General features: G+C 71.2%; 10 protein-coding genes. 5 read left to right on the forward strand and 5 right to left on the reverse strand.

Annotation, left to right across the window (positions count from 1 at the left end):
- The first annotated feature begins 159 nt into the window (after positions 1–159).
- A complete protein-coding gene (locus tag ACFW2E_RS20660) occupies positions 160–2610 on the forward strand; it encodes a SpoIIE family protein phosphatase (RefSeq protein ID WP_384468409.1) in 2451 nt (816 codons plus the stop codon).
- A 51-nt stretch (positions 2611–2661) separates the two neighbouring features.
- Here ACFW2E_RS20660 and ACFW2E_RS20665 read toward each other — a convergent pair whose 3' ends face one another.
- Positions 2662–3135, reverse strand: coding sequence for a carboxymuconolactone decarboxylase family protein (locus ACFW2E_RS20665; RefSeq protein ID WP_384468411.1), 474 nt, complete (start codon positions 3133–3135; stop codon positions 2662–2664).
- An 89-nt stretch (positions 3136–3224) separates the two neighbouring features.
- Positions 3225–4433, reverse strand: coding sequence for a CaiB/BaiF CoA transferase family protein (locus ACFW2E_RS20670; protein ID WP_384468413.1), 1209 nt, complete (start codon positions 4431–4433; stop codon positions 3225–3227).
- A gap of 758 nt (positions 4434–5191) precedes the next feature.
- Between ACFW2E_RS20670 and ACFW2E_RS20675 the strand changes: the two genes are divergently transcribed.
- Entirely contained in the window at positions 5192–5671 is a 480-nt protein-coding gene (locus ACFW2E_RS20675; protein WP_384468415.1) for a GreA/GreB family elongation factor, read from the forward strand.
- A gap of 75 nt (positions 5672–5746) precedes the next feature.
- Here ACFW2E_RS20675 and ACFW2E_RS20680 read toward each other — a convergent pair whose 3' ends face one another.
- Positions 5747–6721: a Dyp-type peroxidase gene (locus tag ACFW2E_RS20680; protein ID WP_384468417.1), complete on the reverse strand. Its 975-nt coding sequence runs from the start codon at positions 6719–6721 to the stop codon at positions 5747–5749.
- Between the two features lie 273 nt (positions 6722–6994).
- On the opposite strand from ACFW2E_RS20680, the gene ACFW2E_RS20685 reads away from it, so the two are divergent.
- The 3 genes from ACFW2E_RS20685 (at position 6995) to ACFW2E_RS20695 (ending at position 8672) form a co-directional block, all read left to right on the forward strand.
- Positions 6995–7897, forward strand: coding sequence for a DMT family transporter (locus tag ACFW2E_RS20685; RefSeq protein WP_384468419.1), 903 nt, complete (start codon positions 6995–6997; stop codon positions 7895–7897).
- A gap of 43 nt (positions 7898–7940) precedes the next feature.
- On the forward strand, positions 7941–8144 hold the full coding sequence (locus ACFW2E_RS20690) for a hypothetical protein (RefSeq protein WP_384468421.1): 204 nt from the start codon (positions 7941–7943) through the stop codon (positions 8142–8144).
- 108 nt (positions 8145–8252) lie between these two features.
- Complete coding sequence (locus ACFW2E_RS20695; protein WP_384468423.1) at positions 8253–8672, forward strand: hypothetical protein; 420 nt, start codon at positions 8253–8255, stop codon at positions 8670–8672.
- A gap of 10 nt (positions 8673–8682) precedes the next feature.
- Here the strand turns inward: ACFW2E_RS20695 and ACFW2E_RS20700 are convergent, their stop codons facing one another.
- Together ACFW2E_RS20700 and ACFW2E_RS20705 are read right to left on the reverse strand one after the other, a co-directional pair.
- A complete protein-coding gene (locus tag ACFW2E_RS20700; protein WP_384468425.1) occupies positions 8683–10314 on the reverse strand; it encodes a sigma-70 family RNA polymerase sigma factor in 1632 nt (543 codons plus the stop codon).
- Positions 10315–10549: 235 nt separating this feature from the next.
- Entirely contained in the window at positions 10550–10975 is a 426-nt protein-coding gene (locus ACFW2E_RS20705; RefSeq protein ID WP_384468427.1) for a contact-dependent growth inhibition system immunity protein, read from the reverse strand.
- Between the last annotated feature and the right edge of the window lie 108 nt (positions 10976–11083).

The raw sequence follows: 11083 nt of genomic DNA on the forward strand, positions 1-11083 counted from the left end.
GGCGGCCGCTTCAGTGTTTAAAACTACCCAGGGGCCGGGCCGATGCACGGCGCGCGGGCTCGGGAGAAGAACGGTAGAAGTGGAATACGGGCCCGAATGCCGACAACCGGCTTCGGCCGACCGACGACCCCGGTGACGTTCCCCCGGACCAGAACGTCCATGGGGGCAGAATGGGCGATGATCATGCGAGGTGCCACACCGTCCGGCAGCGGCCGCGGCGCGCACCCGGATCCGGCCGCCTCGGCCACGGCAGTCGTGGACGCACAGGGCATCGTCACCGGATGGAGCCCGGGCGCCGAGCGTCTGCTCGGCTACCCGCGCCAGGAGGTCGTCGGCCGCCCGGTGAAGCGTCTGCTCGGTTCCGCGGCCGACGTCGAGGAGGGTCTCGGCACAGCCGTCGACGGGCGGACCGAGACGACCCTCCTCCGGCACCGGGACGGCCGGAACGTGGAGGTCCAGCTGCGGACGTATCCGTCGTACGACGGTGAGGGACACGCACAGCAGCTCATCGTGGCAACGGCGCCGGAGGAGACACGCCCGGGCCCGGCAACGGCGGAGGAGGCGTTCGCCCAGTGCCTGCTGCCCGTGATGGTGTACGACTCCGCGTTGCGGGTGCTGCGGGTGAGCGTGGGTGCCTCCCGTGAGCTCGGGATGGGCGAAGAGCAGATGCGCGGTCGCCGCGTCACGGACATCCTGCCGCCCCACATGTGCCGGACCGTGGAGGACGGGATGCGCCGGGTGCTGGACACGGGAGAACCGGAGCACTTTCTTGTTCGCGGCAAGGCCCGGCCCGAGGCACCCGAAAGGGTCTGGTCCATCACCGTGTCACCCTTGAAGACCTATAACGGGCAGGTGCGGCACCTGGAGCTCTTCGCGCTCGACGTCACCGAACAGCATCTGGCCCGGGAGCGGCTCGCGCTGCTCAACGAGGTCAGTACCCGGGTGGGCAGCACTCTGGACGTGACGCGCACGGCCCAGGAGATGGCGGACCTGGCGGTGGACCGGCTGGCCGACTTCGTCACCATCGACCTGCTGGACTCCGTCTTCCGGGGAGTCGAGCCCAAGCCCTCCGTCACGGGCACCGTCGCCCTGCGTCGCGTGGCGCAACAGTCCGTGCTGCCCGGCGCGCCCGAGGCGGTGATCCAGCCGGGAGACGTGGACGACTACCCCGAGTCCGCTCCCCCGGTCCGCGTGCTGGCCACCGGGCTGCCCTCGCTGCACCGCACTCTGGACGAGGCCGTCAGGAACTGGCAGGAGGCCGACCCCGACCGGGCGGGAGTGGTCCGGGCGTTCGGAATCCACTCGATCATGGTCATTCCACTGCGTGCCCGGGGCATCACCCTGGGTGTCGCGGTCTTCGTCCGCCACCGGCGCCCGCACCCGTTCGAGGACGACGACCTGCTCCTCGCCGAAGAGATGGGCGCACGCGCCGCCGTGGCCGTGGACAACGCCCGCCGCTACACGCTCGAGCGCGAGACCGCCCTGGCCCTGCAGCGCAGCCTGCTGCCCCGCCACCTGGCCGCCCAGGAAGCGGTGGAGGTGGCCCATCGCTACCTTCCCGCCCGCACCCGGGCGGGGCTGGGCGGTGACTGGTTCGACGTGATCCCGCTGTCGGGCGCCCGGGTCGCGCTGGTCGTGGGAGACGTGGTGGGGCACGGTCTCAACGCCTCCGCCACCATGGGCCGCCTGCGGACCGCGGTACGCACCCTGGCCGACGTCGACCTTCCCGCCGACGAACTCCTCACCCAGCTCGACGACGTCGTCACCCACGTGGCGGCGCAGGAGGACGCCACGGCGGAACCGGAGTCCGTCCTCGACGTCTCGACCGACCTCATCGCCACCTGCCTGTACGTCGTCTACGACCCGGTCTCAGGCCGCTGCGCGGCCGCCTCCGCCGGCCACCCGCCGCCCGCCGTCGTGACTCCCGGCGCCCATGCCGACTTCGTCGACATTCCACCCGGCCCTCCCCTGGGTGTGGGCGGGCTGCCCTTCGAGACCGTCGAGTGGGATCTCCCGTCGGGCAGCCTCCTGGCGCTGTACACGGATGGACTCGTCGAAGGTGACGACCGCGATCTGGGCAATGGACTCGCGCTCCTGCGTCAGTGCCTGGACAGACCCGCCGAGTCGCTGGAGGCCACCTGCGACGACCTCCTGCGGACCCTGCTCCCCGTACAGCCGCAGGACGACGTCGCCCTGCTCGTCGCCCGCACCAAGGCCCTCGACGCCGGTCGCGTGGCCACCTGGGACCTGCCCTCCGACCCGACCGCGGTGGCCGGCGCCCGCGCGGAGGTCCTGTCCCGGCTGACCGCCTGGCGCCTCCCCGAGGTGGCCTTCACCGCGGAACTGGTCGCCAGCGAGCTCGTCACCAACGCGATCCGTTACGGGCGACCGCCCATCCGACTGCGTCTGATCCGCGGCGCCACGCTGATCTGCGAGGTTTCCGACAGCAGCAGCAGCGCCCCGCACCTGCGCAGGGCCCGCACCTTCGACGAGGGCGGCCGCGGCCTGCTGCTCGTCGCCCAGTTCGCCGAGCGCTGGGGATCACGTCAGCACGCCGACGGGAAGACGATCTGGGCCGAGATCGAGCTTCCCGGCGAGCGGGCGGTATGACCCCTCACCCGGCGCCGCGGGCCCTTCCCTTCCCGGCAGCCGCCGTTCCCGTTATCCGAACTGGCCGGGCTGGTAGTCACCGGCGGGCTGCCGCACGATGACGTTCAGACGGTTGTAGGTGTTGATGACGGCGATCAGGGACACCAGGGCGGCGAGCTGGTCCTCGTCGTAGTGCTTGGCGGCATTCGCCCAGACCTCGTCCGGGACCCCGCCTGCCGCGTCGGCGATGCGGGTGCCCTGCTCCGTCAGATCCAGGGCCGCGCGCTCGGCGTCGGTGAAGACCGTGGCCTCCCGCCAGGCCGCGACCAGGTTGAGGCGCACCGAGGTCTCGCCGGCGTGCGCGGCGTCCTTGGTGTGCATGTCGGTGCAGAAGCCGCAGCCGTTGATCTGGCTGGCGCGGATCTTCACCAGTTCCTGCGTCGCGGCGGGCAGCGTGGATTCCGAGACCGCCTTGCCTGCCGAGTTGATGTACCGCAGGAACTTGCCCGCGACGGGGTTGCCGAAGAGGTTCAATCGAGCATCCATGGTGAGCTCTCCAGTGCCGTTGTCGGTGGATACACCTGTCTGACGGAACGGCTCGGCACGATGTGACAGGTGCGGGACTGTGACGCGCGTCACTCAGGCGGGAAGACCTCGGCGGTGTGCTCGCCCAGGCCGGGCGGCGCCATGCGGTAGCGCGCGGGGGACGCGTCCAGCGTGATGGGGTGGGCGACCTGGCTGGAACTCCCGCTGCCGGTGGAGGCGGGCAGGGTCACGATGCCGGGCACCCCGATCCGCTCGGCGAAGGCGAACGCCTCGTCCATGGTGTTGACGGGACCCGCGGGCACCCCCGAGGCCAGCAGGACGGCGGACCAGTGGTCGGCGCCGGCGGTCGTCAGCCGGGCCGTCAGCAGTTCGCGCAGTTCGGTCCGGTGCGCCACCCGGTCGGGGTTGGTGCGGAACCGGTCGTCCTCCGCCAGGTCCGGGCGGCCCAGGACGGCCGCCAGCGCCGCGAACTGCCCGTCGTTGCCGACGGCGATCGCGAGCGGGCGGTCCGCGGTGGGAAAGGTCTCGTACGGCGCGATGCTGGGGTGGGCGTTGCCCATTCGCCCGGGGACGACGCCCGCGACGGCGTAGCCGGATGCCTGGTTGACCATCGCCGACAGCAGCGAGCCCAGCAGAGTCACCTCCACGCGCTGCCCTTCGCCGGTGACGTCCCGGTGGCGCAGGGCCGCCATGATGCCGAGTGCCGCGTGCAGGCCGGTGATCACGTCGACGACGGCCACCCCGGCCTTCATCGGTTCGCCGTCGGACTCCCCCGTCACACTCATCAGCCCGCCCATCGCCTGGACCAGCAGGTCGTAGCCCGGGATCGCGGCTCCTTCGGCGGCCCCGAAGCCACTGATGGAGCAGTAGACGAGACGGGGGTGACGGGCCCTCAGGTCGGAGTAGCCCAGCCCGAGGCGTTCCATCGTGCCGGGGCGGAAGTTCTCCACCACCACGTCGGACTCGGCGATGAGCGAGCGTGCGCGCTCACGGCCTGCCTCGTCCGCCAGATCCAGGGCGACAGAGCGCTTGTTGCGGTTGACGCCAAGGAAGTAGGTGGAGGTGCCGTTCTCGTCGGCCGGCGGACGCCACTGCCTGGTCTCGTCGCCCGTGCCGGGGCGCTCGACCTTCACCACGTCGGCACCGAGGTCGGCGAGCAGCATGGTCGCGTACGGTCCCGCGAGCACCCGGGAGAAGTCCGCGATCCGGACGCCTCCCAGCGCGTCGCGTCCCGCCTCCCCGACGGCGCCTGGCCGCGGGTCCGGTGACCCGCCCGATGCACCAGCGTTCGTGGCCACGTGTGCCTCCAGTCAGTGATCTCCGGCGCGCAGGACAGCAGCGTGGTGCACCGCGACATGGCCGGTCAACGACGCAATGGCGCAAGTCCGTGCGTGGAAGATCCGCACGGGGAACGCACCGCTCGCGCACCTCCTCCTGCACGGTGGAACAGGCCCCATCCGAAAGGGATACGCCGTGTGTACACGTACGACCCCGGCGGGACGAACGCTCCTCGTCCTCACCCCGGCGGGTTCCGTGCCCGCCACCCCACTCGCCCCGACATCGACGACGTCACCGAGCGCCGCCCGGTCACCGGCCCCGGAGGCCGACGGCTGTCCGGCTCCGGGCCGGCACGGCTGCAACGACACCTCCGACACGAAGGCCGACGGTCAGGTCTACGCCGCCGACCTCGCCCGGGTCCGCTCGGTGCCGATGCCCGGCCTGCCGACCCGCGCCGGGGCAGCGTGCGGACCCGGCTGTCCTCCGCTGGGCTGCGCTCGGGCACCGAGTTCGGGGTCGAGGCCACCGACGTGATCCGGGACGGCGCCCACGGCCGCGCGGCGATCCGCCGGACGGTGACGCCGGGAGGCCGGGCCACGTCCGACGCGGTCACCCTGCGCGCTGTGCCTGGGCGTCATGTGCGGCCATGCGAGGTCCGGGGCGGCCCGTACGGCTCGTGCGGGCCGCACACCGCAACACCTCCGCAGCTAAAATGATCAGAAATGTAAGGATTCCGAGCACTCCGCTTGCGACCCTCCTCATACCCTCAGGAGCAGGCATGACCAGCGAACCCGCGCCCATCAGCGACGCCGCCCGTCACGCCCTGGAGCAGGAGATCGCCGAACTCCGCGCCGAACGCGACACGGTCGCGGCGACCCTGCGGGACAACGACACCGTCGGCGACCGCGCCGACGAGGCCGACGAGTTGCAGCGCGCCAACGACCTCGAGCGCCTGGACGCCCGCATCACGGCGCTGAGCACCCGGCTGCGTCAGGCCGCCGAAGCGGGACCGCCCTCCACCGATGTGGTCGGTGTCGGCAGCACGGTCACCGTGAGATTCGCCGACGGCACCGTGGAGACGCTCCAGATCGGCGCCGGGGCGGCGGAGTTGGACCAGTCTCTGGTCACGGCCGACAGCCCGCTCGGGCGCGCGCTCCTCGGCCGCCGGGCCGGCGACCCCGTGAGCTACCAGGCACCGGAGGGGCGGGCGACCGCGGTGGTCGTGGCCCTCGGTGAACCCTCGGCAGGACAATCCTGACGTGCTGCCACGCCGGCACTCACCGACGGTGGGGTGGACGGCCCCGTGGTGTCGACAAATCGCCGGCCTGCGAGGTTACACGGGGCGGGCAGGCAAGATGTCCTCCGCCTTCGCCGTTGCTCCGGGAGCGGCGGGAGGGTCGTCGAGGAAATCGGCGGTCGGTACGTGGAACAGGCAGCCGGTGACCGCGGTCGAGAAGTCGAGGATCCGGTCGTGCGTCGCCCGGCCGTCGCCGAGGAACATGTTCCGCAGCATCTGCTCGGTCACCGCCGGGGTGCGTGCGTAACCGATGAAGTACGTGCCGAACTCGCCCTCTCCGACGTTGCCGAACGGCATGTTCTCGCGGACGATCCTGCGTTCTTCGCCGTTCTCGTCGGTGATGGTGGTGAGCGCCACGTGGGAGTCGGCCGGCTTGACGTCGTCGGGCAGTTCGACGTTGGCCAGCTTCGACCGTCCGACGGCCTTCTCCTGCTCCTCCGCCGACAGGGCGTCCCAGGCCGTCAGGTCGTGGAGGTACTTCTGCACGATCACATAGCTTCCGCCGGCGAAATCGGGGTCTTCGTCACCGACGAACACCGCGTCGTCCCCGATCCGGCCCTCGGGGTTCTCACTGCCGTCGACGAAACCGAGCAGGTCGCGCTCGTCGAAGTACTTGAAGGCATGAACTTCGTCGACCACCGTGACCGCACCGCGCAGCCGGTCCGTGATCAGCCGGGCCAGTTCGAAGCAGAGGTCCATACGGCGGGCTCGCACGTGGAAGAGGAGGTCTCCCGGGGTGGCGATGGCCCGGTGACGGTCTCCGCGCAGTTCCACGAAGGGGTGCAGCTCCCGTGGCCGCGGTCCGCCGAACAGCCGGTCCCAGACCGTCGAGCCGACCCCGACGACACAGCTGAGCCGGTCGTCCGGGGCACGGAAGGCGACGGAGCGGTGCAGGCCCGAGACGTCCCGCAGCAGACCGCGGACCGTCTCCTCCTGGCCGGGAGCGACCGTGACCACGAGGAACACCGTGGCCCTGGCCGGCGGAACGACCACAGGCTGCGAATCAGCCACGAGCCGACCTCCTCATGAGATACGGAAAGTCAACCGCGAAGCCGCTTCCCCTTCACCCAGCCGCTGTCGCTTCGCCCTTCCCATCCTGCTTCGTCCCGGAGAAATACGCGCGAGCACCATGCCGGGAAGGGCGCCGGCAGGGCCGGCCGAGCGGAAGGACGTACGCGCCGTGGAGAACACACGGGGCGCACCGCTGGGTGGTCTTTCGTAGGCTGAGAAGGCTCGGGACTCGGGGTTCGAACCAGAGGTGTGGTCTGTCCCCAGGAGACGGATGTGATCGAGCTGGCCGCGGCGTTCGCCGTCACCGGGGCGGCGAGCAATGCCGTGGGCACCGCGTTCCAGCGCAAGGCGGCGTCCACCAGCAGCCGCAGCGGTGTGCGGCTGATCGCGGAGCTCGTACGCAGACCGGCCTGGCTGATCGGTGTCGCGGGTGTCGCCGGCGCGGCGCTGTTCCAGAGTCTGGCGCTCGTCAACGGCCCCCTCGCCCTCGTCCAGCCGCTGTTCATCCTGGAACTGCCCTTCGCGCTCCTCGTGGCCGCCCCGCTGATGCACCGCCGTCTGCCCGGCTCAGGCTGGTGGGGTGTGACCGGCGTGGTCGCCGGCCTGGCGATCGTCCTCGCGGCCGCCGCCCCGCACGGCGCCGTCCACCAGGCACCCATGTCGCGATGGATCCCGGCGCTCGGACTGTGTCTGGGATCGATGGCCCTGGCCGTACTCCTGGCCGGGCGGAAGGGCTCGGCGGCCCGGCGCGCCGCGATTCTGGCGGGGGCCTCCGCCGTGGGCAACGCCCTGACCGCCGCTCTGCTGAAATCGGCGACCGGAACCTTCGCCGACAGCGGTTTCGCGGCGTTCCTGCGTTCCTGGCAGACCTACGGCTTCGCATTGACCGGCGTAGCCGCCGTGCTGCTCCTCGAGAACGCGCTCCAAGCCGGACCACTGGCCGCCGCACAGCCCGCGCTCACCATCGGAGACGCGGCGGTCAGCCTGGCCCTGGGGATCACCCTGTTCGATGAGCGGATCCGCACCGGGTGGTGGCTGGTGCCCGAGCTGATCGGAGCGCTGCTGATCGTCGTGGGCGTGGTCGTCCTCAGCCAGGCCGTGCAGCTCCTGTCCGGCCGGACGCCGAACAGCCACGAGCCTCGGAACCGCACAGTCGGACACTGCCGTCGGAACTGATGTGCCTGGACTTCGACGCGGTCGTCGCGGTGGCACAGGGACCATGATCCGCACCACCCCACCACGTCCTCTGGACATAGAGGCGGTCGACGACAACGGTCCCGTTGCCCTGGTGCCGCTTGCGCAGTTGTTCGCGAGGGACGTTCCGGGGCTGATGGCGCCCGAGGGGCGCGATCTGGTCCAGGTGCTGTGGTGCCCGTACGACGCGCACGGCTCACCGCCCGGACCGGGTGTACGCCTGGTGTGACGTGACTCGGCCGAGGTCGGTGAGCTCCTGGCCGGACCGCCGCCGCTGCCCGCCGCGGTGGACGACGGCTACGTACCGGAACCGTGCGTACTCGCCCCGGAACAGGTCTTGGAGCACGAGTGGGCCGAACTGTTGCCCGCTCACCTGCAACAGCGCATCGAGGAGTGGGAGGAGACTCTGTGGGAGGAGGCCGACGAGGCAGCCGGGGACGGGGACGAGCCGCTCTCCTATGGCGGCGACCTCTGCGTCGCCCCCGGCTGGAAGGCGGGCGGCTTCGCGGCCTGGGGCGTGACGGGCCCCCGTCGGCTCGGCTGTCCGTGCGGGAGTCCCATGGAACTTCTGCTGACCGTCGCTTCCGCCGAGTGGGGCGGGGGCCCGGGCAGCAGGACCCCGCTCGAGGACCGCGCGCGGACGGGCACGCACGGCCGGAACGTCCCCACCCGGGTGAGGGTCGGCAGAGGCGGCCATCTCGATGTCCTCGTCTGCTCGGCCGACCGCGCCCATGAGCCGGGGGTGAGCCTCCAGTAACGGCCCGGTGTCACATCCTGGTGCCGAAGTCCTGCGTCCACCCCGGTCCGCCGGACCGGTTGTGGCCGCCCACACCGAGCTCCTTGAAGGCGCAGTTGAGGATGTTGGCGCGGTGGCCGGGGCTGTGCATCCAGGCGTCCATCACCGATTCCGGCGTCTGCTGGCCCTGGGCGATGTTCTCGCCGTAGGTGGACCAGCGGTATCCGGCGGCGGTGATGCGCTCACCGGGGCCCGCGCCGTCGGGGTTGGTGTGGTCGAAGAAGTTGCGCGCGGCCATGTCGTCGGAGTGCTTCTGCGCCGCGCTGCGCAGCTGCGAGTTGTCGGTGACCGGTCCGCATCCGGCGGAGGCCCGCTCCTTGTTGACCAGGGCGATGACCTGGGCCACGGTGCCCACCGGAGCCGACTGGGTCTGCGGTGTGCTCGACGCCCGTTGCGCGGTCCTGGTCGGCTTCTTCGACACAGGGGCACTCTTGGTCGCTCGTGGTTTCGCGGAAGGACTCGAGCTCTTCGACGCGGACGCGGAGGGCGAGGCCGACGGCGAGGGCGAGTTCGTGGCGGAGCCGGTCGCCTCGACTTCCGCGAGCGGAGCGGCCGGCGTCTTCCCGGCGGCTCCCTCCGTGCCGGCGCCGGAATCCGTGTCGAGGTACCACATGCCCGTGCCGACCAGGCAGGCCGCCGCTATCGCACCGCCGACGACCCGTTGCCTGTTCCGGCGACGTCGGCGCGCCGCGGCCCGGGAGGCAACCTGCTCGCCGCCACGGCCGGAGCGGTGCCTCGCGGCCCGGCCGGCCCCGCCCTGGCCACCCGCCATGTCGAGTGGCGACACCGCGGCGACGGACACCGTCTCACCGAGGGTGGAACGGACACTCATCAGCAGGGCGGCCGACACCGGTACCAGTGCCAGGCCGGCCAGCAGGCCCTCGGCGGGCATCAGTCCGCTCCACTGACCCGAGCAGCGCACGCAGTCGCGGGCATGGCGGGCTATTCGCTTGCGCCACAGCGCCGAGGGCCGGCCGTCCCACGGTGCCAGCAGAACCTGGAGCTCCTCGCACGGTGGCTGCGCCTCGAGGGCCCGCACGACGACGCGAGCCGCGTCCAGCTGTGCCTTCATCCGCTGCACCCGCACCGCGGTGTGCTGTACGGACAGCTCCAGGGCCTCCGCGACCTCCGCGCGCGTCAGCTCGCCGGCGCATTCCAGCCACCACAGCGACAGCAGACTCCGGTCGTCCGGTTCCAGCCAGCGCGTCGCCCGCGCGGTCTCCTGGCGCTGCCCGGACAGTTGCAGGCGCATCATGGTCAGGTCCACGAAGTCGGCGCCCGGGTCGGCGAACTCGCCGTGGTCCTCCACGGCGCCCGGCGCGGTCCGCCGGTCCTGCCAGTGGGCACGGACCCGGTTCATCGCGATGGCCACCAGCCAGGAACGGAAGCTCTCGGGCGCACGCAGGCTGCCGAGGCCGTCCAGAGCGCGCAGCATGGTGTCCTGGACCACGTCGTCCACGTCCACCGAACCGTTCAGAGCCCGGCCCACGACGTTGTACACGAGCGGCAGGTACGCGTTGACCAGGGCGTCCTGAGCCTGCTGGTCACCTTCGCGGGCTGCCACGACCAGCGCCGCCGACTCCGCCATGTGCTGTGTACTCATAAGAAGAATTCCCTGTCCTTGACGCCAGACGATGATGTCCGATGCCTGGGAGACATGTGCAAGGACCTCGGATAACAGTTCTTGGGACGCCCGTTCGGAAAAAAGTGGTCACCGGGGTGACCATGGGGAGTATCTGTACCGATTCGCCCATGTCCGTGGACCCGGTTCGTGCCACCTGTGCCCGTCTGCCGCCTCTGGCCCCCCGCTTGTGACTTTGATCGCCCCGGGCCATGAATCAGCCAGACGATCCGGGCCCGGCGACGAACGCGGTGAGTTGCCCGGCTGCGCCCCGCGGCAGCCCGGCGATCGCCGCGTCCGACAGGTTCATGATCACGGTGCGCAGCCGCGCGGCGAGTTCCGGCAGCATCGCCCAGGCCGAGGACGGTACTCCCACGGCCGCGAGCAACAGGTCGCCCTCGTAGAAGTACGCGTCCAGCAGCGGCTGGTCGAGCAGCAGGCGGACCGCGAGCGGCAGCACGTACGGCAGGGCCACCCGCTGCGAGACCAGCGTGCGCAGATCCGCCGGGCGGAGTTCGCCGAGTGGCACGCAGCGCAGTCGGTGCACCTTGCGCATCAAGTGGGTCGCGTCGGCGGGCGGAGCCGTCCAGCGGGGCGGGTCCAGTTCGTCGAGGGTGCGGTCGAGGTGCAGCAGACGGTTCATGGGGTTCATCCTCGGCACCCCCGCAGAAGAGCAGAACGCCCTTGGCACGCAGAGCCACCAACAGCCGGCGCGCGACGCGGCCGTCCAGCTCGTAGCGCCGCATCGAGA

It is taken from the genome of Streptomyces sp. NPDC058964, assembly GCF_042741275.1.
Lineage (GTDB): Bacteria > Actinomycetota > Actinomycetes > Streptomycetales > Streptomycetaceae > Streptomyces.

What these genes read in the sequence shown, in the direction of transcription:
- ACFW2E_RS20705 (WP_384468427.1), bottom strand. Translation starts at nt 10,975, where the DNA reads ATGAACCGTCTGCTGCACCTCGACCGCACCCTCGACGAACTGGACCCG.
- ACFW2E_RS20660 (WP_384468409.1), top strand. Translation starts at nt 160, where the DNA reads ATGGGGGCAGAATGGGCGATGATCATGCGAGGTGCCACACCGTCCGGC.
- ACFW2E_RS20700 (WP_384468425.1), bottom strand. Translation starts at nt 10,314, where the DNA reads ATGAGTACACAGCACATGGCGGAGTCGGCGGCGCTGGTCGTGGCAGCC.
- ACFW2E_RS20665 (WP_384468411.1), bottom strand. Translation starts at nt 3,135, where the DNA reads ATGGATGCTCGATTGAACCTCTTCGGCAACCCCGTCGCGGGCAAGTTC.
- ACFW2E_RS20690 (WP_384468421.1), top strand. Translation starts at nt 7,941, where the DNA reads ATGATCCGCACCACCCCACCACGTCCTCTGGACATAGAGGCGGTCGAC.
- ACFW2E_RS20675 (WP_384468415.1), top strand. Translation starts at nt 5,192, where the DNA reads ATGACCAGCGAACCCGCGCCCATCAGCGACGCCGCCCGTCACGCCCTG.